Origin of the sequence: Paenarthrobacter sp. NPDC018779 (assembly GCF_044391085.1) — a bacterium.
Taxonomy (GTDB): Bacteria; Actinomycetota; Actinomycetes; order Actinomycetales; family Micrococcaceae; genus Arthrobacter.
Window position 1 is genome coordinate 37,171 of sequence record NZ_JBIRZS010000022.1, and the last position, 22,808, is coordinate 59,978.

Annotated in this window: 28 protein-coding genes; 16 read left to right on the top strand and 12 right to left on the bottom strand. The window is 63.7% G+C overall.

What is annotated here, in order from left to right:
- On the bottom strand, positions 1-231 hold the full coding sequence (locus ACH488_RS18285; protein ID WP_397325969.1) for a DUF2630 family protein: 231 nt from the start codon (positions 229-231) through the stop codon (positions 1-3).
- 83 nt (positions 232-314) lie between these two features.
- Here ACH488_RS18285 and ACH488_RS18290 point away from each other — a divergent pair, with 83 nt between their 5' ends.
- The gene (locus ACH488_RS18290) at positions 315-758 is read left to right on the top strand and encodes a YdeI/OmpD-associated family protein (RefSeq protein ID WP_397325970.1); all 444 of its coding nucleotides are present in this window, start codon (positions 315-317) and stop codon (positions 756-758) included.
- Between the two features lie 12 nt (positions 759-770).
- Here the strand turns inward: ACH488_RS18290 and ACH488_RS18295 are convergent, their stop codons facing one another.
- Positions 771-1,322, bottom strand: coding sequence for a dihydrofolate reductase family protein (locus ACH488_RS18295; RefSeq protein ID WP_397325971.1), 552 nt, complete (start codon positions 1,320-1,322; stop codon positions 771-773).
- A 142-nt stretch (positions 1,323-1,464) separates the two neighbouring features.
- On the opposite strand from ACH488_RS18295, the gene ACH488_RS18300 reads away from it, so the two are divergent.
- Positions 1,465-1,671 (top strand): antitoxin MazE family protein, encoded by a 207-nt coding sequence (locus tag ACH488_RS18300; protein ID WP_397325973.1) that lies wholly within the window; start codon positions 1,465-1,467, stop codon positions 1,669-1,671.
- Positions 1,668-1,988 carry a type II toxin-antitoxin system PemK/MazF family toxin gene (locus ACH488_RS18305; protein WP_397325974.1) on the top strand — a complete coding sequence of 107 codons (321 nt, stop codon included), beginning with the start codon at positions 1,668-1,670 and terminating at the stop codon, positions 1,986-1,988. The genes ACH488_RS18300 and ACH488_RS18305 overlap by 4 nt, the downstream gene beginning before the upstream one ends.
- Before the next feature lie 39 nt (positions 1,989-2,027).
- On the opposite strand, the gene ACH488_RS18310 is transcribed toward ACH488_RS18305, so the two are convergent.
- Together ACH488_RS18310 and ACH488_RS18315 are read right to left on the bottom strand one after the other, a co-directional pair.
- Complete coding sequence (locus ACH488_RS18310) at positions 2,028-2,336, bottom strand: hypothetical protein (RefSeq protein WP_397325975.1); 309 nt, start codon at positions 2,334-2,336, stop codon at positions 2,028-2,030.
- A 203-nt stretch (positions 2,337-2,539) separates the two neighbouring features.
- Entirely contained in the window at positions 2,540-3,106 is a 567-nt protein-coding gene (locus ACH488_RS18315) for a type 1 glutamine amidotransferase domain-containing protein (protein WP_397325976.1), read from the bottom strand.
- Between the two features lie 190 nt (positions 3,107-3,296).
- Here ACH488_RS18315 and ACH488_RS18320 point away from each other — a divergent pair, with 190 nt between their 5' ends.
- From ACH488_RS18320 to ACH488_RS18330, 3 genes are all read left to right on the top strand, one after another.
- A complete protein-coding gene (locus tag ACH488_RS18320; protein WP_397325977.1) occupies positions 3,297-3,788 on the top strand; it encodes a DUF2975 domain-containing protein in 492 nt (163 codons plus the stop codon).
- Positions 3,788-4,018, top strand: coding sequence for a helix-turn-helix domain-containing protein (locus ACH488_RS18325; RefSeq protein WP_397325978.1), 231 nt, complete (start codon positions 3,788-3,790; stop codon positions 4,016-4,018). Before ACH488_RS18320 ends, ACH488_RS18325 begins: the two co-directional genes overlap by 1 nt.
- 72 nt (positions 4,019-4,090) lie before the next feature.
- The gene (locus ACH488_RS18330) at positions 4,091-4,783 is read left to right on the top strand and encodes a hypothetical protein (protein WP_397325979.1); all 693 of its coding nucleotides are present in this window, start codon (positions 4,091-4,093) and stop codon (positions 4,781-4,783) included.
- Between the two features lie 5 nt (positions 4,784-4,788).
- Here the strand turns inward: ACH488_RS18330 and ACH488_RS18335 are convergent, their stop codons facing one another.
- Positions 4,789-6,141, bottom strand: coding sequence for a uracil-xanthine permease family protein (locus ACH488_RS18335; RefSeq protein ID WP_397325980.1), 1,353 nt, complete (start codon positions 6,139-6,141; stop codon positions 4,789-4,791).
- Positions 6,142-6,375: 234 nt separating this feature from the next.
- Here ACH488_RS18335 and ACH488_RS18340 point away from each other — a divergent pair, with 234 nt between their 5' ends.
- Complete coding sequence (locus ACH488_RS18340) at positions 6,376-6,981, top strand: malonic semialdehyde reductase (protein ID WP_397325981.1); 606 nt, start codon at positions 6,376-6,378, stop codon at positions 6,979-6,981.
- A 185-nt stretch (positions 6,982-7,166) separates the two neighbouring features.
- Here ACH488_RS18340 and pgm read toward each other — a convergent pair whose 3' ends face one another.
- Positions 7,167-8,828, bottom strand: coding sequence for a phosphoglucomutase (alpha-D-glucose-1,6-bisphosphate-dependent) (gene pgm / locus ACH488_RS18345; protein WP_397325983.1), 1,662 nt, complete (start codon positions 8,826-8,828; stop codon positions 7,167-7,169).
- Positions 8,829-9,071: 243 nt separating this feature from the next.
- A complete protein-coding gene (locus ACH488_RS18350) occupies positions 9,072-9,827 on the bottom strand; it encodes an SDR family NAD(P)-dependent oxidoreductase (RefSeq protein ID WP_397325984.1) in 756 nt (251 codons plus the stop codon).
- Positions 9,828-10,044: 217 nt separating this feature from the next.
- Here ACH488_RS18350 and ACH488_RS18355 point away from each other — a divergent pair, with 217 nt between their 5' ends.
- Complete coding sequence (locus ACH488_RS18355; RefSeq protein ID WP_397325985.1) at positions 10,045-10,674, top strand: DUF4190 domain-containing protein; 630 nt, start codon at positions 10,045-10,047, stop codon at positions 10,672-10,674.
- Positions 10,675-10,751: 77 nt separating this feature from the next.
- Here the strand turns inward: ACH488_RS18355 and ACH488_RS18360 are convergent, their stop codons facing one another.
- The 3 genes from ACH488_RS18360 to ACH488_RS18370 are packed head-to-tail and all read right to left on the bottom strand — an operon-like array spanning position 10,752 to position 14,476.
- Positions 10,752-12,251 carry a peptide MFS transporter gene (locus ACH488_RS18360; RefSeq protein WP_397325986.1) on the bottom strand — a complete coding sequence of 500 codons (1,500 nt, stop codon included), beginning with the start codon at positions 12,249-12,251 and terminating at the stop codon, positions 10,752-10,754.
- Positions 12,252-12,306: 55 nt separating this feature from the next.
- Positions 12,307-13,740 carry an amidase gene (locus ACH488_RS18365; RefSeq protein WP_397325987.1) on the bottom strand — a complete coding sequence of 478 codons (1,434 nt, stop codon included), beginning with the start codon at positions 13,738-13,740 and terminating at the stop codon, positions 12,307-12,309.
- Positions 13,733-14,476: a Type 1 glutamine amidotransferase-like domain-containing protein gene (locus tag ACH488_RS18370; protein ID WP_397325988.1), complete on the bottom strand. Its 744-nt coding sequence runs from the start codon at positions 14,474-14,476 to the stop codon at positions 13,733-13,735. Before ACH488_RS18370 ends, ACH488_RS18365 begins: the two co-directional genes overlap by 8 nt.
- 161 nt (positions 14,477-14,637) lie before the next feature.
- Between ACH488_RS18370 and ACH488_RS18375 the strand changes: the two genes are divergently transcribed.
- The 3 genes from ACH488_RS18375 (at position 14,638) to ACH488_RS18385 (ending at position 16,279) form a co-directional block, all read left to right on the top strand.
- Positions 14,638-14,964, top strand: coding sequence for a rhodanese-like domain-containing protein (locus ACH488_RS18375; protein ID WP_397325989.1), 327 nt, complete (start codon positions 14,638-14,640; stop codon positions 14,962-14,964).
- A 21-nt stretch (positions 14,965-14,985) separates the two neighbouring features.
- On the top strand, positions 14,986-15,918 hold the full coding sequence (gene pheA, locus ACH488_RS18380) for a prephenate dehydratase (protein ID WP_397325990.1): 933 nt from the start codon (positions 14,986-14,988) through the stop codon (positions 15,916-15,918).
- A 130-nt stretch (positions 15,919-16,048) separates the two neighbouring features.
- Positions 16,049-16,279 (top strand): hypothetical protein, encoded by a 231-nt coding sequence (locus tag ACH488_RS18385; RefSeq protein ID WP_397325991.1) that lies wholly within the window; start codon positions 16,049-16,051, stop codon positions 16,277-16,279.
- On the opposite strand, the gene ACH488_RS18390 is transcribed toward ACH488_RS18385, so the two are convergent.
- Positions 16,276-17,334 (bottom strand): diacylglycerol/lipid kinase family protein, encoded by a 1,059-nt coding sequence (locus tag ACH488_RS18390; RefSeq protein ID WP_397325992.1) that lies wholly within the window; start codon positions 17,332-17,334, stop codon positions 16,276-16,278. The two genes, ACH488_RS18385 and ACH488_RS18390, sit on opposite strands and share 4 nt — an antisense overlap.
- 100 nt (positions 17,335-17,434) lie before the next feature.
- Here ACH488_RS18390 and serS point away from each other — a divergent pair, with 100 nt between their 5' ends.
- From serS to ACH488_RS18410, 4 genes are all read left to right on the top strand, one after another.
- Positions 17,435-18,715, top strand: a complete 1,281-nt coding sequence (serS, locus tag ACH488_RS18395; protein WP_397325993.1) for a serine--tRNA ligase — start codon at positions 17,435-17,437, stop codon at positions 18,713-18,715.
- 147 nt (positions 18,716-18,862) lie between these two features.
- A complete protein-coding gene (locus ACH488_RS18400; RefSeq protein ID WP_397325994.1) occupies positions 18,863-19,708 on the top strand; it encodes an HAD family hydrolase in 846 nt (281 codons plus the stop codon).
- A 67-nt stretch (positions 19,709-19,775) separates the two neighbouring features.
- Complete coding sequence (locus ACH488_RS18405; protein WP_397325995.1) at positions 19,776-20,621, top strand: helix-turn-helix domain-containing protein; 846 nt, start codon at positions 19,776-19,778, stop codon at positions 20,619-20,621.
- A gap of 78 nt (positions 20,622-20,699) precedes the next feature.
- Entirely contained in the window at positions 20,700-21,089 is a 390-nt protein-coding gene (locus ACH488_RS18410) for a DUF1761 domain-containing protein (protein ID WP_397325996.1), read from the top strand.
- Between the two features lie 33 nt (positions 21,090-21,122).
- Here the strand turns inward: ACH488_RS18410 and ACH488_RS18415 are convergent, their stop codons facing one another.
- Positions 21,123-21,863, bottom strand: a complete 741-nt coding sequence (locus ACH488_RS18415; RefSeq protein WP_397325997.1) for an ANTAR domain-containing protein — start codon at positions 21,861-21,863, stop codon at positions 21,123-21,125.
- A 246-nt stretch (positions 21,864-22,109) separates the two neighbouring features.
- On the opposite strand from ACH488_RS18415, the gene ACH488_RS18420 reads away from it, so the two are divergent.
- Positions 22,110-22,799 (top strand): sigma-70 family RNA polymerase sigma factor, encoded by a 690-nt coding sequence (locus ACH488_RS18420; RefSeq protein WP_397325998.1) that lies wholly within the window; start codon positions 22,110-22,112, stop codon positions 22,797-22,799.
- Positions 22,800-22,808: the final 9 nt, after the last annotated feature.

The window sequence follows — 22,808 nt, forward strand, 5'->3', positions numbered from 1 at the left end:
CTATTGTCGGTAGCCCTCCACTTCGCTGACGGGACGGGCTGCGGCGTCATCGGGGTTTTCGCCGGCGTCGCGCTTGGCGCGGCGTTGGCGGAGCAGGTCCCAGCATTGATCGAGCTGGGCTTCCACCTGCGCCAGCCGGGCTTTGCCATCCTCCGGATTGGGGGCATCGCGGAGCTGGTGTTCCTCTTCCACCAATGACTGGATGCGTTCCAGGATGTCCTGATTGTCCATGGTTCTGACTCCTACGCTCGGTGGGACGGTTATGTTCGAACGTAGTCCTGCTTAAGTTGCACGTCTACCGGCATACTGGGCACATGGAATTCACCACCACCATCGTTGGGGATGGAAACAAGGCCGGCATCGTCGTACCCGAGGAAATCGTCGAGGCGCTGGGCGCAGGCAAACGGCCGCCGGTGGTGGTGACGATGAATGGCCAAAGCTATCGCAGCAGCATCGCGGTGATGGGTGGAAAGTACATGGTGGGTGTCAGTTCGGCCAACCGTGAGCTGACCGGCGTCTCGTCCGGGGACACGCTTGAGGTGGGCCTCGAAGTCGACACCCAGCCCCGCGTCGTCGAGGTTCCGGACGATCTCGCTGCCGCCCTGGATGCCGAGCCCGACGCCAAGGCCTTCTACGGGACCCTCAATTACAGTGCCCAGCGCCGATACGTGGAGCCGATCGGGGACGCCAAGACCCCCGAGACGCGGGCACGCCGCATTGCGAAGGTCGTGGCGGACCTGAAAGCCGGAAAGAAGTAATTCCGGGGCCTTCTAGTCTTTTCGCAGGCTGTACGTGGTTACCACGTTGCCCTCGCTGGTGGCGTATTGGTCCTCAAGCACCAAGCGGTGCACGGGATCGCCTTCTTCGAAGATGCGGCGCCCATTGCCGGCGATCACAGGATGGGTCATGAGCGTCAATTCGTCCAGGACGCCGGCGAAGAACAGTTGGCGGACCAGGGAGATGCTGCCGCAGACTGCGATCTCGCCGCCGTCACGCGACTTGAGGTCGGACACGAACTCCTCCACATCGCCCTCGATCAGCTGGGAGTTCTCCCATTCGAGCGGTCCCTCGAGTGTCCGGGACGCCACGAACTTTTCGACGGGGTTGATGAACGCCGCGAAGTCCTCGTCCCGTGAGGCGTTCGGCCAATACTGCGCCCACTCCTGGTAGCTCACCCGGCCAAGCACCACGGTGTCCACGGTGTTGATCATCTTGGTCAGGCCCTCGCCCAGATCCTCGTCGAAGCTGTCGAACTGGAACTTGAACGGATCCTGAACCACGCCGTCCACGGAGTGAAAGAGTCCGGCAGTGACTTTGCGCATGTGTAGCCTCCAAATCGATTGTCAGGAGTTACGTTAGGCGGCGGGGAAGGATGAAGGAAGGCTTCGGATGTTCGATCTGGCGTTTTCCGCGTGCGACGCCTCCGCTAATGGTGCAAGCCTGCGTTACGTGTAACACTTGAATATGAGTGTTAGGGAGCGAGTCAGCGAGCACAGGCGAAGGATGCGGGAGGCAGGCTTCCGGTCGATACAGGTCTGGGTGCCGGACACGCGCGCGAAAAACTTTGCCGCTGAAGCGCACAGACAGTCCGCTCTCGCTGCAGAAACTGCCCGTCAGTCGGATGATCAGGACTGGATAGAGTCTGTGTCCGTCGCGTGGGATGACGAGTGAGGGGCGAAATCTGGACAGTCGCGGGCGGAGCCTACGCATCTAAACCCCGTCCGGCGCTGGTGATCCAGGATGACCGGTTCGATGCCAACGACTCATTGACAGTCCTACCGCTGACGTCCACGTTGGTGGACATTCCACTGCTGCGGATTCCGGTGAAGCCCTCCGAGTTGTCCGGGCTTGTACATGAAAGCCACATCATGATTGACAAGCTCACGACAGTCCGCCGAACCAACGTTCACGCCCGTGTCGGCCGGCTCGCGCCTGTTCAAATGGTCGAAGTAGAGAGAGCGCTGCTGGTCTTCCTGGGCGTAGCGTAATCCGGGATCCGGCTTCACATGGCTCAAACGGGGCAGTAACTAGGCCGCCCGGCCCGCTGTGGCAAGGTGGCGACTCGGCAGCGCGGTGACGTTGTCGAGCTCCGGCAGACGGACAGGCACTTCGTAGAGCTCCGAGTAGACCTGCAGTTCATCCAATGCGTCCGCATCAACGATTGCCTCGGACAGGTCCATCTCCACATCGAGTCCGCCGCCCAGGCTTTTGGTGCGTTGAACCACCGGGTAGAGTCCCTGGATGCTCGACGTCGTCACGTGACCGGTTGCTGCGATCTGGATTTGTTCGCCGTCTACATCCACTCGAACAACTACGGAGAGCTTCTCGCTGGCCAATGTGTTGCCTTTCCTTGGTGTGCTGCCACGCTGCAGCGTCCCCCAGCCTAGGCATCGAATGTGATCTGCGCAACATTACGACGGTGTAATTTTGCTCGGTTGCTTGTTTGGTGGGTCGGGTGGGCAAGGCGGGTGCCGCCGTCGTGCTTTACGGGAAAGTACGACGGCGGCACCCGCCTTGCGATGCTGTGGTGCGGTGACCGCTACGCGGTCTGGCCAGCGTGCTGGCCCTCGGAGATTTCCTCGACGACCTTGCTGTTGAAGGCCGGGAGGTCGTCCGGGTTGCGACTGGTGACGAGGCCTTGATCCACCACCACTTCCTGGTCGCTCCAGTTGGCCCCGGCATTCCGGAGGTCCGTTTGGAGCGTGTGGTAGGACGTGACGTTGCGGCCCTTGATTACGCCGGCTTCGATCAGGATCCACGGCCCGTGGCAGATCGAAGCCACTGGCTTGTGCTGCTCGAAGAAGGCCCGGGTGAAGTTCTGGGCGTCCTTGTTGACGCGCAGGTGGTCTGCGTTCACGACGCCGCCCGGGAGAACCAGCGCGTCGAAGTCCGAGGCGTCGGCGTCGGCGACGGCCAGGGTTGCGTCGAAGGTGTCACCCTTGTCCACGCCGTTGAAGCCCTGGATCTTGCCTTTTTCGGGCGCAATGAGGGTGGGCTCGCCACCGGCTTCCTCCACGGCCTGCCATGGACTGGTCAGCTCCACCTGCTCCACGCCGTCGGTCAACAGGAAGGCGACTTTCTTGCCTGCGATGCTGTGCTCTGACACTGTTCCTCCTCCTTGTGCGGTCGGCCTTCTGGGCGCGTGCCGCTGCTGCGAGAGTTGTTTGTCTGACGCGTTCCAGCCTAGGGACCATGGAGTTAGTAAGCAAGCTGACTAATTTTCCTTGAACTGGCTCTGCTCTTATATATCGATTAACGATAGTATTTGTCTGTTGTCCGATAAAAGGAGGAGTCTGGTGGGAAAGTTGGCAGTTCTTGCCCTGCGCGTGGTGGTGGCCCTGGTCTTGGCCGGCTCCGTCTTCGTCCAGGTGGTGATGGTGCCGTTGCTTTCCGCTGACTTGACGGAGGCCGGGGCGCCGGACGGGCCTCGGAACGCTCTGCTGGTGATCGTGGTGCTGGGGATCTTTTGCGTGCAGGTTGTCGCCGTTTGCGTGTGGCGCCTGCTGACGATGGTCCGTCGCGGGACTGTGTTCTCCCACCTGGCATTCCGGTTTGTGGACGTGATCTTCTGGGCTGTTTCGCTGGGTGCCTTGGTGGTGTTCTCGGTTGCGGTTTTGTTGGCTCCGGGTGACATTGCGCCAGGAGTGGTCCTGTTGGTCTGTGGAGCCGCGTTGATGGTGGGTGGCGTAGCGCTTCTGGTCTTGGTGCTGCGGACACTGTTGGCACAGGCGGTTGCGCGCGATCTGGAAGCGGCCGGCATGCGTGCCGAGCTCGACGAGGTCATCTGATGCCGATCATCGTGGACATCGACGTCATGCTGGCCAAGCGGAAGATGCCTGTGGGAGTCCTGGCGGAGCGCGTGGGAATTACCCCGGCGAACCTGGCGGTACTGAAAAATGGGCGGGCCAAGGCTGTTCGCTTCACCACGCTGGAAGCGCTCTGCGAGGTGCTCGAATGCCAGCCAGGGGATCTGCTGCGGTGGGAGGCGGAGGTTCCGGAAGGGGTCCTGCCGGGTTGAGAGCGGATGGCGGCTGCACGTGTGCCGAGCAGGCCCTATCGCGTACTTTTGTACGCGATAGGGAGGTAACCCATGGAAGGTGGCCAGGACAGCAGCGATGCTACCGCCGGGATTGATTCGTTGGACGCCCGCGCGAATCACACCGAGGTCGAAGACCTGTTGCGTGGGCGCGGCTGGAACCCCTGCGGAGCCGGTGACTGGGCGATTGCCCTTCGCTCACCGGATGGCAATGCGGTGGCGCGGATCAGTCCGTTCGATCCTGTGGGGCCCTTCACGGCCGCGTTTTACCGTGAAGCTGCAGTCACCGGGCGGGTGCCGAAGCTGTATTTACACCGCCGCTTGGCGGGTGGTGGGGATCTGCAGTTGATGGAGTGGCTCAGCCCAGTGACTTACGAGGAAGCGGCTGGATTTTGGCGGGAGCTCACTACGGGCAGCAGCGAGTTGGCGCCCCTTTCCCGAGTTTTGCACGACGTTCACCAGCGGGCGCAACGGGAGCTGCCGTGGTGCGGTCCTTTGGACGACAACCCAAGCAACATCATGCGCTCATCCGACGGGCCCTTGGTTCTGGCCGACCCCTTCTATGCGGACGGTCCCAATCTCTACGCCACAGCGGCCAGTAATCCGGAGATTGTGGCCGCAAGAATTCCCCGGACCGAGAGACAGTTCATGACTGAGATTCCCTTGGCAAATTCAGGTCCTTGGGACCCCAAAGACCGGGAGAAGATTCGGAAGGGCCTGGACGCCGCAGACGCCAAGTCCCGCTAAGTCCCCTACTTCTTCTTCCCGCTCCGCTTCGCTGCCGCGTTCATGGCCGACTTCACCGCAGGCGGCAACCCTGCTGTCTCTGTCTCCGGCTCAGCCACGGTCCCGCGCCAACGGGCCAGCCCCTTCATGCCGTGGTAGATCACCAGCGCAGCGGCGGAGCCCAAGGCAATGCCCGTGAACTTCAGTTCGCCGATGGTCCACGTGTAGTCCGCGATGCCGATGATCAGTGCAACAGCGGCGGTGGTCAGGTTGATCGGGTTGGAGAAATTGACCTTGTTCTGCACCCAGATTTTCACGCCAAGCACGCCGATCATGCCGTACAGCATGGTTGCTGCGCCGCCCAGCACACCGGCGGGGACGGTCGCGATCAGCTCGCCGAATTTCGGGGAGAAGCTCAGCAGGATGGCGAAGACGCCGGCCACCCAGTAGGCCGCCGTCGAGTAGACCTTCGTGGCCGCCATAACGCCGATGTTTTCCGCGTAGGTGGTGGTGCCGGAACCGCCGCCGAATCCGGCAAGTACCGTGGCGGCGCCGTCGGCCATCAGCGCCCGTCCGGAGACGCCGTCGAGGTTTTGCCCGGTCATCGCGGCCACCGACTTCACGTGCCCCACATTCTCTGCCACCAACACCAGCACCACTGGGACAAACAGACCAACCACGCCAAGGTGGAATTCGGGTGTGTGGAACGTCGGGAGGCCCACCCAGGCGGCGGCGTCCATCTTTTCGTAGGAAACCTCGCCTCGCATCATCGCCACGACGTAGCCCACCACAACACCCACGAGGATGCTCAACCGGCCCAGGATTCCGCGGAACAGCACGGAAACCAGAATGATCGTCACCAGCGTAACGAGTGCGGTGACGGGTGCGGCGTCGAAGTTGTTCTTGGCTGCCGGAGCGAGGTTCAGGCCGATCAGCGCAACGATTGCGCCGGTGACGATCGGCGGCATCAGCCGGTTGATCCATTCGGCACCGAACTTCTGGACAACGGCGCCAATGAGCGCCAGTACGACGCCGGCAAGCACCACGCCGCCCAAAGCTCCCCCAACGCCGTACTGGTCTTGGGAGGCGAGGATCGGGGCGATGAAGGCGAAGCTCGAACCAAGGTAGCTGGGCACGCGGCCCCGCGTGATCACGAGGAACAGGAGCGTGCCGATGCCGGAGAAGAAGAGCGTGGTGGCCGGTGGCATGCCCGTGATGATCGGGACCAGGAAGGTAGCTCCAAACATCGCAACCACGTGCTGCATGCCGATGCCGATGGTCAGTGGCCAAGCCAGACGCTCGTCGGGTGCCACCACGTGGCCGGGCCGGATTGTCTTGCCATTGCCGTGGAGCTTCCATTTGATGCCGAGCATGCTCATGGCGGGCCTTCCTCAGAAGAAATGTTGGGGTTCGGTGCAACATTACCGCCGTTGCGGGGCCCGCTCTACGCGCCTCGCACGCACAAGGGCGCGCAAACCTCGCCCCGCAACGCCGGGTGTGCCAAACGTCACGTGCCGTCACGGGAAGAGGACAGGCGAACTTGAAGTTGCAACCATGGAAAGCAGAAGAGCCCGGCCACCCCAAGAGGCGAGGGCACAGCGAAAGGTTTATCCATGACGATTGCACACGAAGAAGCAGTCATTGACGCCGCCGCAGTCGACGCCATTTTTGCCGAAGCCCGCACCGCGAACAGCTTCGCCGGCGAAGTGACCGAAGAGCAGGCCCGCGCCATCTATGAGCTCACCAAGTTCGGCCCCACAGCTTTCAACTCCCAGCCGCTCCGCGTGACCTATGTCCGCTCGGACGAAGCCCGTGCCAAGCTGGTTGACCACCTTTCCCGCGGCAACCAGGCCAAGACCGCTTCGGCTCCGCTGGTCGCCATCCTGTCCTACGACACCGACTGGCAGGGACAGTGGGACAAGTTCCTTCCCGCCTACGGCGCCCCCAAGGCCATGTACGACGACAACGCCGAACTGGCCGCAAGCACCGGTAACAACAACGCCCACCTGCAGGCCGGCTACTTCATCCTCGCCGTCCGCTCGCTCGGCTTTGCGGCCGGTCCTATGACGGGCGCCGACTTTGCGGCCATCGACGCCGAATTCTTCCCGAACGGCGACCAGAAGAGCTTCCTCATCGTCAACATCGGCCAGCCCGGCCCGGACGCCTGGGGCGAAGCCAAGCCGAAGTTCGCTTACGACGACGTGGTCCGCACTGTCTGATTCCAGTCCTTCCACGGCAACGCTCCTGCACCCGGTGCAGGAGCGTTGGCGTTTAAGGGGGTGTTCGGTGAGAGAGCGTCCGGGGGGAGGGGGTGTTCGGTGAGAGAGCGTCCGGGGGTGGGATGGTCTCTCACCAAACCGCCCTTTTCGGAGAACCCTCTCGCGCCCATCTGTACTCAAACCGCCTAGGCGATGACTCCGTCCACCAGGGCCTTGGCCTCGTCCTGGACCTGCTTCAGGTGGTCGGCGCCCTTGAAGGACTCGGCGTAGATCTTGTAGACGTCCTCCGTGCCGGACGGGCGGGCCGCGAACCAGGCGTTTTCCGTGACAACCTTGAGGCCGCCAATGGAGGCGCCATTGCCGGGAGCTTCCGTCAGCTTCGCGGTGATGTCCTCGCCGGCCAGGGACGTCGCGGTGACGTCGGCGGCGGAGAGCTTGCCCAGCTTGGACTTCTGCTCGCGGGTGGCGGCAGCGTCGATCCGGGCGTACACCGGAGCGCCGAACTGGTCCGTCAGGCCCTTGTACAGCTGCGACGGGGAGGAGCCCGTGACAGCAGTGATTTCCGAGGCGAGCAGGGCCAGCAGGATGCCGTCCTTGTCCGTGGTCCAAACGCTGCCGTCGCGCTTGTTAAAGGAAGCGCCGGCCGATTCCTCGCCACCAAAGGCGCCCTCGCCGGACAACAGGCCGGGTACGAACCACTTGAAGCCCACGGGAACCTCAACCAGCTTGCGGCCAAGCCCGGCAGCGACGCGGTCGATGATGGACGACGAAACCAAGGTCTTCCCCACCACCGAGCCAGGGTTCCAGCCGCTGCGGTTGCGGTAGAGGTAGTCAATGGCGACGGCGAGGTAGTGGTTCGGGTTCATCAAGCCACCGTCCGGGGTGACGATGCCGTGGCGGTCCGCGTCGGCGTCGTTTCCGGTGGCAACGTCATAGGCGGAGCCGCCGGAAGCGCCAGCAGACATGCGCTTGATCAGCGAAGCCATGGCCGACGGCGAGGAGCAGTCCATGCGGATCTTCTCGTCCCAGTCGAGGGTCATGAAGGCCCACTGCGGGTCCACGGTGGGGTTCACCACCGTCAGGTTCAACTGGTGCCGTTCGCCGATCTCGCCCCAGTAATCCACGGAGGCGCCGCCCATGGGGTCGGCTCCGATCCGGACACCCGCGTTGCGGATCGCATCGAGGTCCAGGACGGACGGGAGATCGTCAACGTAGCTGCTGAGGAAGTCGAACTTGCCCGTTGTGTCTGCGGCCAGGGCGTCATTCAGCGGGATGCGCTTGACGCCGCGGAGTCCGTTTTCCAGGAGTTGGTTGGCGCGCTCGGCGATCCAGCCCGTGGCGTCGGTGTCCGCCGGGCCGCCGTGCGGAGGGTTGTACTTGAAGCCACCGTCTGCCGGCGGGTTGTGGCTCGGAGTGACCACGATGCCATCGGCCTGGGGAGTCCCGGGTGCGGCTTCGCGGTTGTACTTGAGGATTGCATGGCTCAAGGCCGGGGTTGGGGTGTAGCCGTGGCGGGCATCCACCAGGACGGTCACGCCGTTGGCTGCCAGTACTTCCAGGGCGGAGTTCTGCGCGGGTTCGCTCAAAGCGTGGGTGTCGCGTCCAATGAAGAGCGGTCCCGTGATTCCCTGGCGTCCGCGGTACTCGACGATTGCCTGCGTGATGGCAAGGATGTGCGCTTCATTGAAGGAAGCCTTCAGGCTGGAACCCCGGTGGCCCGATGTTCCAAATGCCACGCGCTGCGCGGGATCGCCCAAATCCGGAGTTACGTCGAAATACGCGTCCAGCAGGGCTGTGATGTCAACAAGGTCCTGGGGAAGGGCAACTGTGCCCGCTCGGCTAGCCATGTCCAACAGCATGCCAGACCGTTTCGCCCGCCGACAGGAAATGTCCGTGATGCGGCCCCTATGACGTCGAATGGCGGTCAGGTGGAACAAACGGACTAAAGATTCACGTCGGCTTTACGTTGCGGACAGTTTCCTGATTAAGCACAAAAGAGCCCTCCCGGCCCAGTGGATCCGACTGATCCACCGGACCGCGAGGGCCAAGAGGGCCGCCAGGGCCAAGAGGGCCGCGAGGGCCGTGGCGAACTAGACGGCCGTGTAGCCGCCGTCAGCCAGGACGTACGAGCCGGTCATGAAGCTTGCCTTGTCCGAAAGCAGGAACGTGGTGACGTTCGCGATTTCCTCCGGGCGGCCCAGTCGTCCCAGGGAATGCTTCGCTTCGAGCCCGCTGATGATTTCCTTGGGGGCGTTGGCCAGCAGCGGGGTCTCGATGTAGCCCGGGCCGATCGCGTTGATGCGCAGTCCCTGGGCTCCGTATTCGGCGGCGGCGTTCTTGGTCAGGCCCACAACGCCGTGCTTGGCCGCCGTGTATGCGGCGTTGCCCAAGGCGGCGACCGTGCCATGGATCGAAGCCATGTTGACGATCGCACCCTCAGCCGCGCCGGCTTCGAGGATGGCCGGGACCTGGTAGCGCATGCCGTAGAGCACGCCGCTGAGGTTGATGGCGATGACGCGGTCCCAATCCTCAAGGTCCACCTCGCCAACGGGGGCATTGGCACCGCCGATGCCGGCGTTGTTGACTGCATAGTTCAGGGCACCATAGGTTTCGACGGCAAAGTCGACCGCCTTCTTGCTGTCTTCGGCTACCGCAGTATTGGCTTTGAACGGGACTGCGGTGCCGCCCGAAGCCGTGATTTCCCCGGCAACGCGGGTGGCTGCATCAAGGTTGACGTCCACCACAACCACGTTGACGCCGTTGTTCGCGAGGTCCTTGCTGATCGCTTCCCCGAGACCCGAACCGCCGCCGGTGACCAGTGCGGTTTTGCCTTGGAAGTTACCCATGATGTCCTCCTTCGCGGGACGGATCCCGCTGATGATCGTTGTAGCGCTGCTTACGTCGCTATTAAGGCCAACCCATCCCGCAACAGGCATATTCCATGCATATGCATGAATCGCGTCACAGCCCCGCGTCCCGCTGGCGACAGCAAGGCTCCGTACTTATGCGTGGCCTTCGGCAGCGGTAGGGTTGGGATCAAAGACCATGCACAGGGGGATACCTATGTCAGAGCAACCAGCCAAGGGCAACGAAGACAAGCCCGCGGGCTACGAACCGCCGCAGTACGTTCCGCCCGCAGAATTCAGCGCGCCGGGCCAGGGCAGCGCGGTTCCGCCGCCGCCGTCGTACGAATCAACAACCCAGGCCGACGCCACCCAGCCGCTGCCGCCGTACGGGCAAAGCGCCTACACGCAAAACGCGCAAGGCCAGAGTGACTTTTACACCCAGCCGACGCCGCCTTCAAGTACGCCGCCTGCCAGTTCGTACACGCCGGGTGACTACAGCCAGCAGCCGCCGTCGCCGTACAACCAGCCGCCGAGCCCGTACCAGCAGCAGCCCTACGGCCAGCCGAACCCGTACGGACAGCCCGCCTACTACGCCATGCCCTCGCAGCCCAAGGGCTTGAGCATCGCGAGCATGATCTGCGGTATCGCCACGTTGGTGGGCTTCGGCTTCTTCATCCTCCCGCAGATCGCGGCGGTGATCCTGGGCCACCTCGCCCTGAACCGCGAACCCGCGGGCAAGGGCATGGCGATCGCTGGCTTGGTGATGGGATACATCGGTGTGGCCCTGGCCATTATCTGGATCATTTTCATCGTGGCTTTGGGCGCCTCAAGCCGCTACAACTACTAAACGCGAACGACGGCGGCCCTCGCCTTCGGTTGGGATTCCCACCGAAGGCGAGGGCCGCCGTCGTGATTTAACGCTTGCTAGCGAACGCCCGCCATGAGCTTCTTGATCGCCGGAGTGGAGGCGGCCAGTGCTACCGCGAGCACCACGGCCACGCCGCCGATGCCCAGGAAGTAGGGGAGCTCGTCGTCCGGGTTGTAGAGGCCCGCGAGGATGCCGGCCAGGGTGGTGCCGAGCGAGACCGAGAGGAAGAACAAGGCTACCATCTGCGTGTGGAAGGCCTTCGGCGCAAGCTTGGTGCTCACGGACAGCCCGATGGGGGAGAGGCACAACTCCGCCATGGTGAAGAGGAACAGGATGCCCACGAGTGCCAGGAGCGGAGTCTTGCCGTCGCCGGCCAGCGGGATGAACGCCAGGAAGGCCAGTCCCATGATGAACAGGCCCATGGAGAACTTGAACGGCGAACTCGGCTGCCGGGAACCCAACTTGGTCCACAGCGCAGCCATGACGCCCGCGAAGATGATGATGAACACCGGGTTGATGGACTGGACCCACGCGGCAGGCATTTCCCAGCCGAACAGGTTGCGGTCCAGCTTCTCCTCCGAGTACACGGCAATGAACGTGAACTGCTGCTGGAACAAGGCCCAGAACGCAGCGGACGCGATGTAGAGCGGGATGAACGCGAGCACGCGCTTGCGCTCAAGACCCGTCACCAAGGGGCTCCGGAAGATCAGGAAGAGATAGATCACCGAGGCGCCAATGGCTGCGTAGGCCATGCTGCGGGCGAGGTTGTCCGCGTTGACGGTGCCGGTACCGAGCAGCACGCCGATCACCACGAGGATCGCGAGGAAGATCAGGCCGTACTTTGTCCGGTCCTTGGCGGGCAGCGGGTTGGGGACCCGGTGGGCTTCCTCCGGCAGGCGCTTGCGGCCCAGAGAGTAGATGACCAGGCCGATTGCCATGCCCACGGCCGCCGCGCCGAAGCCCCAGTGGAAGCCGTTGCTTTCCTGGAGCCAACCCGTGACCAGTGGTCCAATGAGCCCGCCGATGTTGATGCCCATGTAGAAGATGGAGAAGCCGGCGTCGCGCCGTTCGTCCTTCTCGCTGTACAGGGTGCCCACCAGCGCGGTGGCATTTGCCTTCAGGCCACCCGAGCCGACTCCTACCAGCACCAAGCCGGCGATCAGGCCCGGAATGCCGGGGATGAGTGCCAAGGCGATGTGGCCCATCATGATCATGATGGCCGAGCCGAAGAGGACCTTCTCCGATCCGAAGATGCGGTCCGCGAGCCACGCGCCCAGGATGGTGGACAGATAGACGCCACCGCCGTACGCGCCCACCAGGCCCGCTGCGAGGCCCTTGTCGATGGACAGGCCGCCCTGGTCGGCCGTGAAGTACATGTAGTAAAGCAGGATGCCCTGCATGCCGTAGAAGGAGAATCGCTCCCACATTTCCACGGAGAAAAGGCTGGCCAACATCTTTGGGTGGCCGAAGAATGACGTATCGCCCGGGGTTTTGGCAGGCGGAGCCGTGGTTTGAGGTGTGCTCATTTCCTCAATGCTGGCACTGACTGCGGGCATTGTCACATCGACCAATGCCCCTGGCAACCGCATTCCATATGCTAGACGCCGTAATTTAGACGGCCTCCAGCGCTGCCGCCACCCGAAGAAGCTGCAGCTCAGATCCCATCCTGCCAATGAGCTGGATTCCCATGGGCAGGCCGTTCTCCGTGGTGTGGACCGGAATACTGATCGCCGGGAGGCCGCACACGTTCACCATGGAACTCCACGGCGCGTACTCACACTGCCTCTTGTAGTCCTGGTCCGCGTCTCCCGCCCATTCACTGGGCCACGGTTCGCCGCTGTGGCCGCCGCCCGTAAACCAGCCGATGGGCCGTGGTGTTTGGGCCAGCGTTGGCATGAGCATCAGGTCCCACTCCGAATACTGGGCAACGGTATCCGTGGTGAACTGCCGTAGGAAGCCGAGCGCTTCCTGCACTTTTGCGCCGCTCCGCTGTTGCGCCCGACGCCGGAACGTCCGGGTAAGCGGGGTCAGCAGCGCCTCCCGCTGGGGAGCTATCCGGGCGCTCCCGACGCCGGCCGTCCAGGCCGCGGTAAATGCTTCCGGGTAGCGGTTGTCGTAGCGGATGTCTGCGTCAAGGACACGGTGGCCTGCGCTTTCCAACAGGTTCCGGCCGCGGTGGAGCGCGTCCAAGGCTTCCGTTTCGACCTCGAACGGATAGCTTGCGGCCCAGGGGCTGTCCAAGGTCACTCCGATGCGCAGGGGGTCGGGCGCCGCGTAGACGTTGGCGAGGTAGCCGCCGTCGGGCCTGTCTTCGATGGGGACCAGCGCATCCAGCAGCAGCGCGGCATCCGCTGCGTTCCTCGCGAGGGGTCCGGCGACCACCAACTTGGCAGCGTCACCGGCGCTCGCCCCCGACGGCACCAGCCCCCGGCCCGGCTTGAGGCCCACCAGCCCGCAGGCGCCGGCCGGGATGCGGATGGACCCGCCACCGTCGGTACCCGGTGCGAACGGCACCATGCCGGCCGCAACCGCGGCGGCACTCCCGCCCGAAGAGCCACCCGAGCTCCGGGCCAGGGAATGTGGATTGCGCGACGGCGGTGCCACGCGGTTTTCGCTGTAGGCGGTGAGTCCGAATTCCGGAACCTGGGTCTTGCCCAGCGAGATGACCCCTTGGGCCTTCAAGGTGGCTGCCAGGGCGCCATCCTCGGGTGCCGGCTTGTGCTCCAAGGCCGCGCTGCCGTGCGTGGTGGGAACGCCGGCCACATCCGTGAGGTCCTTGAAGGCAACGGGCATGCCGTGCAACAAGGGGAGTTCGCTGCGCTCGCCGTTCGCATGGCGTTGGTCCGTTGCCGCGGCGGCGGCCATCGCGTGCTCGGCGGTCACGGTGATGAAGGCGCCCAAGTGCCTGTTGCGCGTCTCAATGACGGACAGGAAGTGGGTGGCGGCCTCACGGGCAGACAGCTCGCCGCTGGCCAGGGCATCGCGGAGTTCAACTGCCGTCAACGCTGCGATCCCTGACTGGTGGGCAGGGGGTGAATCAACCAAGGAAGCGCGACTCCAGCCGTTCTTCGATGGCAACCGCATCAACGCTTTCGCCGGCTCCTGCCGTCACGCGGAATGCTGCTTTGTTCTTCACCGAGGAGACCACCTCCGCCAGTTCCGTCCCGCGGTAGACCAGCCCGACGCCGTCGTCCGTACAGTGGGTCTCCCCGAGCGTTCCGTTCGCCACCAGCCTGTGGACCGTGGGGCGGCGGCGCAGTTCGGAATCGAAGTGCACGCCATTATGGAACGGGAGGAATCCCAAAGAGTTCGTGACGGGCCTCAACTCGGGACCGAAGGAGTCGGTGACGCCGCCCTTGAACCAGCAGATGGAACCAGCCGACACCCCGGCGAGTACCACGCCGCTCTCCCACACCTTCTTGAGGATGCCGTCCAAGCCATGGGCGCGCCACACCGCCAGGAGGTTCACCACGGATCCGCCGTTGACCCACACCACGTCCTGCTCCAACAGGTACGCCTCTGGATCCTCGACGTTGGGCATGGTGAACAGGTTCAGGTGGCTCAGGTCGAAGCCCGCAATCCGTGCTGCCTGGTCGATTTCCGCGGCCCACCATCGTTGGTCCCCACCGGCGGTGCCGATGTGGGCGATCCTCGGTGCCCTGCCCGTGACACCGGAGAGTTCCACGGCATAGTCCACCAGTGAGTCGAACTCGATCCGCGTGCGGCTGCCCTGCCTGTACCCGCCGGACGTGGCAAGAATAGTGGGTTGGACAGCAGCCATGACCTGCTCCTTACTCCTGGGTTGCGTCGGTGGGAGTGACTGGCACCCAGTCTTCGCGGGAAGGCGCCGGCATGCAAGGAGGTCCCGCCCTGCGGGCGCGGCGTGCGCCTCCCGGGCACTAGGCTGGATGCAGATTCCGTGAACCGATGGAAGGGACTGCCGTGAGCGACTTCGAAACAGTGACCGTGGGCGACATTCCGGCCGACGCCAGCATCCTGGACGTCCGCGAAGACTACGAGTGGGTTGCCGGCCACGCCGAGGGTGCGCGCCATATCCCCATGGACCAACTCCCCGCGCGCCTGGAGGAATTGGACCCGGATGACGATTTATTCGTCATCTGCCGCACGGGCGGCCGCTCGTTCCGGGTGGTGCAGTGGCTCGTGGCCCAGGGCTACTCCGCCGTTAATGTGGCTGGCGGCATGGACATGTGGTTCGAAGCAGGCAGGCCGATGACCTCCGACAACGGCCTCAAGCCGGTCGTCCTCTAATAACGGGCAAGGAATATATTGATGCCTGCAGTTCCCATGTATACGTTCCTGGGCCCGGAAGGGACGTTCACTGAGGCTGCGCTCATGCAGGTCCCGGGTGCTTCGGAAGCTACCCGCGTCCCGTGCACCAACGTCAACACCGCCCTTGACCGCGTGCGTGCAGGTGAAGCTGACGCTGCCATGGTGCCCATCGAGAACTCGGTGGAAGGAGGCGTTACGGCAACCCTCGACGCCATTGCCACAGGACCGGAGCTCCGCATCCTCCGTGAGGCGCTGGTTCCCATCACGTTCGTGCTCGTGGCGAGGCCCGGCGTCGACCTTTCGGACATCCAGCGCATCTCCACCCACGGCCACGCGTGGGCGCAATGCCGCCTCTGGCTGGACGAACATATTCCCCAAGCGGACTATGTTCCGGGTTCATCGACGGCCGCTGCCGCCATGGGCCTGCTGGAGCCGGACGCGCCCTACGAGGCTGCCATCTGTGCGCCGCTGGTTGCGGCCGGGCAGCCGGGACTGAACGTACTCGCCGAGAACATCGGGGACAACCCGGACGCAGTCACCCGGTTCATCCTGGTGGGCCGCCCCGGTGCCCTGCCGGAACGTACGGGGGCGGATAAGACCACGGTTGTTGTGCCGTTGCCGGAGGACCACCCCGGCGCCCTGATGGAAATCCTGGACCAGTTTGCCTCCCGCGGCGTCAACCTGAGCCGCATCGAATCACGGCCCACCGGCCAGTACTTGGGCCACTACTTCTTCAGCATCGACGCCGACGGCCACGCAGCCGATTCCCGCGTGGCCGACGCCCTCGCCGGACTCCACCGGATCAGCCCCGCCACGCGGTTCCTGGGGTCCTATGCCCGCGCCGATAAGCAGCCGGCCGTCGTGGCACCGCACACCTCGGACGCTGCTTTTGCGTCTGCGCATGCCTGGGTGGAATCGATTATTAAGGGCTGATCGATTGTTCGGTACGGGCCATCTCCGGCGAAATCATTGACGCTTCAACCCCCTTTCGCGCGACTGTAAGTGTGCGTATGCTTGCCTGATCCATAAACGATGGATGAATGCCCAAACGAAGGGAGACGTCATGTCAGTGCATCGCGATGACAAAGACGGCCAGGGCATGATCGTCAATCCCAAGCCGTCCGGCGACAACAAGGACGACTGGGACGGCGACGAAGCCGACCGTGCGGATCGACTCCGTTTTGAAGAAGAACAGGCCATGATCCGGGAGCAGGCCGAGGCCCGCGCGGCGGCAAAAGCTGCCCAGAAAGAGGCTGACCGGAATGCCGCAGAGCCGGATAAGGGAACCCTCTAAGGGTGGCTCTTCGGCACCCGCACCAGCAGCGAGCCGGGCTGCACCTGGACGGTGACCTCGGTGGCCTCACCTGACGGATCGCCGTCGAGCTGTGTTGCCATGGGTTCCTGGCTGCGGATGCTGACTTTCTGCGAACGATAGAAGTTCATCACCGGCAGGTTCCGGTTGTGCTTGAACAGCACCTTCGCGTACATCGCGATCCAGCCCACCGCACTGCGCGGACTCATCACCACGATGTCCAGCATGCCGTCGTCGACCATGGCCTGCGGGATGAAGTCGATGCCGCCGGGGATCAACCCGCAATTGGCGAAGAGCACGCTGCGGATCTTACGGGCCTGTTCCGGTTCGTCGTCCATGGCGATGGTGACGCGTTTGCGGCGGCCCGGCAGGTGCCGCACGCCGGCTTCGGTATAGGCGAGCCAGCCCACCGTTTTCTTGAGGTCTTCCTTGGTGTCGCCCACCACTTCGGCATCCAGTCCCATGCCGGCGATCACCAGGAACGTGTGCGTGGACGACTCCCCGGTGATGCTGTTCTCGATGCCCATGGTTGCGGTGTCGATGTAGCGCTGGTGCCCGAACAATGCCACCTGGATGCAGCCGGCGAGATCGTAGACGTCCAGATCCACGTTGCGGGCCAGCAGGTTGCCGGTGCCCAGCGGAATCAGTCCCATCGCCACGCCCTGGTGCGCCAGCGACTCGGCCACCACGCGCACCGTACCATCGCCGCCGCACGCAAGAACGACGTCGGCCCTTGACTCTAGCGCTTGGCGGGACTGGGCGTATCCCGGGTCCTCGGGCGTGGTCTCGTAGAACGTCGGCGGATCCCAGCCGGCCAGGTCGCAGGCATCGATGATCGCCTGCCGCGCCTCGTCGGACTTGTTCTTCACCGGATTGAGGATCACCGCCACCTTCTGGTGGCCGGGGTTCGGCCTGTGGGGGTCATCCGCCACGGCACTGCGGATATGGCGGGCCTTCAAGCGCCGCACGCCCCACCAACTGGAGACGGCAAATGCCACACCCCCAGCGAGAATCACCCACCAGATCCAGTCGCTCATTGTGCTCCAACACTATCCGTTCCGGTGGGGCGCTTTGTGCCGGTCCGTTCCCCGTGCTTCGCGGAACAGGGAATCGTGGCCGATTCGATACTCTTGTGTGGTGATCGACGTAAAAGACCTCAGCGAAAACCCGGACAAGTTCCGTGCCAGCCAGCGCGCCCGCGGCGCCGACGAGTCCGTTGTGGACGCGATCATCTCCGCCGATTCCGACCGCCGCGCAGCGCTGATCCGCTACGAGACCCTGCGTGCAGAGCAGAATGCGTTCGGCAAGAAGGTTGCGCAGGCCAAGGGCGAGGAGAAGCAGGCCCTGCTGGCCGAGGTCAAGGAACTGGCCAACGCCGTCAAGGCTGCGTCCTCGGAAGCCGACGTCGCACAGGCCAAGCAGGATGAACTCCTCCGCGTCATCCCCAACCTGGTGGTGGACGGCGTGCCCGAGGGCGGCGAAGACGACTTCGTGGTGGTCAAGACCGTGGGAACGCCCCGTGAATTCCCCGACTTTGAGCCGAAGGACCACCTGGAGATCGGTGAACTGATCGGCGCCATCGACATGGAACGTGGTGCCAAGGTTTCCGGTGCCCGCTTCTACTTCCTGAAGGGTGTTGGTGCCCGCCTGGAGATGGCACTCCTGCAGATGGCCATGGAACAGGCCATCGAGGCCGGCTTCGTGCCGATGATCACCCCCACTTTGGTGCGTCCGGAAACCATGCAGGGCACCGGCTTCGATGTAAAGCACGACGCCGAGATCTACCGTCTCGCTGAAGACGACCTTTACCTTGTGGGAACCTCGGAGGTGGCCCTCGCCGGCTATCACGCAGACGAGATCCTGGATCTCTCAGCAGGCCCCATCCGCTATGCGGGCCAGAGCTCCTGCTACCGCCGCGAGGCCGGTTCGCACGGCAAGGACACCCGCGGCATCATCCGCGTGCACCAGTTCAACAAGGTGGAGATGTTCATCTACACCACGGTTGAGGAAGCCGCCGCCGAGCACGAGCGTTTGCTGGCGTGGGAAGAGGAAATGCTGGCCAAGTGCGAGCTTCCCTACCGCGTGATCGACACCGCCGCGGGAGACCTTGGCATGTCCGCGGCCCGCAAGTTCGACTGCGAGGCCTGGGTTCCTACGCAGAACGCCTACCGTGAACTCACGTCCACCTCGAACTGCACCACGTTCCAGGCCCGCCGGCTCAACATCCGCGAACGCGTGGTCAACGACGAGGGCGTACCCAAGGGAACCCGCGCCGTGGCCACCCTGAACGGCACGCTTGCCACCACGCGGTGGATCGTTGCGCTCCTGGAGCACCACCAGAACCCGGACGGCTCCGTGAACGTCCCGAAGGCCCTGCAGAAGTACCTGGGCGGCCTGGAAGTCCTCCCGGTTCTATAGCCCAAGCAACTCGCAGTTGTGGTTGTTTTGAGCGCTCAGAACAACCACGACTGCGAGTCAGTTGGGGGGCGAGAGTTCACTGACCGTTAAGGCGCTGCTGTGGCCCCGGTCCTATGAGCTGTCAGGGGTGTCTGTTCTACTGGAACCATGACTATTTTGACTGATACTCCAGTTGCTGGCATCGATGACCAGCCAATGAACAACAACAAACTGATGATTGCTTTGGACGTGGACGGCACGCTCGTGGATCACGATGGCCACATGTCGCCGGCTGTCCGGGAGGCCGCGCAGGCCGTCGTAGCCAACGGCCACGACGTCATGATTGCCACCGGGCGTTCCCTCAATGCGACCCTCCCGATCATCGAGCAGATCGGCCTGGAACGCGGCTATGCGGTGTGCTGCAACGGCGGCGTCACCCTTCGCCTGGACCCCTCGCTGGATGAAGGCTACGAAATCATCCACAAGGCCACCTTCGATCCCGCCCCTGCCCTCAAAGCACTTCGGGAGCGGCTGCCCAATGCCAAGTACGCGCTGGAGGACGAGGCGGGCAACTTCCTCTCCACCGAGCGTTTCCAGGACGCCAGCTTCGGTGTCGAATCGATCGGCGTGGACTTCCAGACCATGCTGGATTCCGTGGCTGTGCGCGTGGTGGTGTTCAGCAGCGAGAACACCTCCGAAGAATTCAACGCCGCCATCCACCACATTGGACTCTCCGGCGTGACCTACTCGGTGGGCTGGACGGCCTGGCTGGACATCGCGGCCGAGGGCGTCACCAAGGCCAGCGCTTTGGAAGCCCTGCGCCTGCAGCTTGGCACTGATCCTGACAACACACTCGCTATCGGCGACGGCCGCAATGACATCGAGATGCTCACCTGGGCCGGCCGCGGGGTCGCCATGGGCCAAGCACCGGAGGAAGTACTGGCAGTGGCCGATGAGGTCACCGCGTCAGTGCTCGACGACGGCGCCGCCTTGGTCTTGCGCGACCTGCTGTAGGTGCGGCGCGGCTTGGTCCGCTGCCGCGCGGGGGCGCTTCCGCGCCGAGGCCTCCTAGACTGGCGCTGTGCTGTATCAGGAGTGCCCGGCGCCGCCCGGGCTGAGGCCCTTTGCCACTCAGTTGTGGTTCGTCCAAACTGTTCCGAGGGCCAGGTACGAGAAGATCCTGCCGGGTCCATCCGCCCACTTGATCCTGAACCTGTCCGATCCGTACCGGCTCATCACGCCCTCCGGGGATGGGAATGGGTATACGGCGACGGAGGTCTCCACTGGTTTCTACTCCGGGCTCCAGCGGAGCTACCTGGTCAGCGAGAACCCGGACCGGATCTTCAACGTAGGCGCGCGGCTGACTCCGTTTGGCCTGTCAGCGTTCACCAGCCGGCCGCCGTCGGAATTCCAGGGCAAAGTGGTGGACGCCCAAGGCGTCCTGCCCGGGCTGACCGACCTCCGGCCACGCTTGCTGCAGGCGGATCCGCAGGAGGCGTTCGCGGTGCTGGGCGGGTTCTTGGAACGGTCGCTGCGCCCGGAACGGAGGCTGGATCCACGTACCGCCAGGGCCGTGGAGACGCTGGCCAGGGAGGACGTGGAGATCGGACGCCTGGCTGCCGGCCTCAACATCAGCAGGTCCACGCTGGAACGCATCATGATGCGTGATTGTGGATTCACGGCCAAGGCCTACTCGGACGTCTGCAGGTTCTTCCGCTTCGTCAACGCTGCCGCAGCCATGCCTGAAGGATCGGTCCCCGGACGGGATCTTCTGGCCTTGGCCGATTACTATGACCAGCCGCACCTTATCCGTGCGTTCCGGAGATTCAGCGGATTCACACCCACCGAATATCTGCGCGTGGTGCAGAGTTACGGTGCCGAGTACGCCACGTTCGTGCCCTTGGAACAGGTTTCCAGCCTGGCGTAGTGGATGCGGCATTTGTACAAGACCGGCCGCCGGTTGCGTCGTAGGGTCCTCTCAGTATCCGCAGATGAAAGGACTCACATGACCATCAATTGGCTCGGCGTCCTGTTGGCCGCACTGGCGACGTTCGTGGTGGGCGGGCTTTGGTATTCGTTGCTGTTCGCTAAACCGTGGCAGAAGGCAGCGGGCGTGAGCGATGAGCAGTTGAAGTCCGGAACAGCCCGCGTGTTCCTGGGTTCGTTTGTCCTTGCCGTGGTGATGGCCGTTTTCCTGGCGGCATTCATCGGGCGTGCCGGCGCGGGCTTCGGCACGCTGGCCGGCTTGGCTGCAGGGGTGGGGTGGGTAGCGACCGCCCTCGGGGTGAACTACCTGTTCGAGCGTCGGAGTCCGGTTTTGTTCGCCATCAACGGCAGCTACAACGTGGTGACATTTACCGCGATGGGGGCCATCCTGGGGGCAATGCAGGCCTAGCCGGCCCACCCGCGGCCACTGCGGTGGCGGGGTTTACTTGAAGTGTGTTTCGATGGGGCCGCCGCCTGCCCTGTCGACTATTGCCTGCGCTACGTCCCGCAGCTTGACGTTTCTGTTGCTTGAGGCGCGCTTGATGAGCTCCACGGCCTCGGCCTGGCTGCAACGGTTCTGGGCAATGATGATCCCCGTGGCGATATCGATGACCGTCCGGGAGGCCATGGCGGCCTTGAGGTCCGTGGCGGTTTGGCTGTGTTGGGCCAGGAGGATGGCCAGGCGCAAACCCTTGGAGGCCTGGAGTGCGTAGTCGGTGGCCCTTTGCACTGCGGCTTGGTTGAACGCGTGGGAGTTTTCTGAGTACAGGTTCAGCCCGGCCTTGGTGGATTGGTCCAGGAGTGGGAAGGGAAGTGCCAGGATCGACCCTATGCCTTGCTCCCGGGCTGCGTCGGTGTAGTCAGGCCAGGTGTTGTCCTTCGACAGATCGGGGATGTGGACCTGGACCCCATCCCGGGCAGCTGTGAGGCACGGACCCTCGGCGAATTGATACTGGAGTTCGTCCAGCTGCAGCGCACGTTCGCTGCTGCTGGCGACCGTGGCCGCAGTCCTGCGACGCAACAGGGTGACCCCGCAGTGGACTGAGGTGTTGTTCACGCTGAACATGGCTGCGGAATGCCGTGCAAGCTCGGTAAGGAACGCCTCCACATCCGGATTGTCCAGCAGAAGATCCTGGATCTCTGCGGCGACGGGCTGGGTTTCAGTGGTTTGCTGTCGATCCATGACTACCTCCGATCACGGGGTTCGGGGCTGCTCTCCAGGCTTGGCCCCCAGGAACCACCCTATCCAATAGTAAGTACTCTTGGCTTAAGATGATAAGTATGCTTGGCTTTTAAGCAGAGTCTTGCCATGGGCTCCCTCGCCCGGTCCAAGGATTTGAAGCCCATGCGACAAGCCCGACCAACTCATGCATCCGTCCGTGCCCACTCAGCGGAAAGCACCATTCGGCGAAGCTTTTGCGATGGACTGGTGCTGGATCACCTGAACCTCGCGAAATCCATTGCTGCCAGGTATTCCGCCCACGCCCACGACATCGACGACGTCCGCCAGGTCGCCTATATGGGCCTCATCAAGGCTGCCCGAGGGTACGACGAAGCCAAGGGCGTCAGCTTTCCTGCCTACGCTGCGCCAACCATCGCAGGCGAGGTCAAAAGGTACCTTCGCGACCATTGCTGGGTGGTCCGTCCGCCCCGGCCCATCCAGGATCTGCGGCGGCAGGTCCTGGCACGTACCGAAGAAATGACGCAGGTCCTGCAGCGCACGCCAACGCCGGAGGAGGTGGCAGAGGACCTGCGCATGGAGCCGTGCCAGGTACGGGAAGCCCTCATGGCCGGAACCAGCAAGAGGCCTGACTCCTTGGATGCGCCTGCTGCCGAAGGACGGGACGGGCTGCAGGGATCGCTCTCAAGCATCGGTTGCCCCACCGACAAACTCGACGATGTCCTGGCGCTTCGGAATGCCATCAGGACCCTGAGCGCCGAGGACCGCCACCTCTTGTACAGGCGCTATTACCGCGAGGAAACCCAATCCACCATCGCTGAGGCACTGGGGATGTCCCAGATGCAGGTCTCGCGAAAGCTCTCCAAGATCCTGGTGGCTCTTCAGGCGCAACTGCTGGACGGAGGCCAAGCCCGGCTTGAGGACGGAACAGCACCGTGAAACCGGACC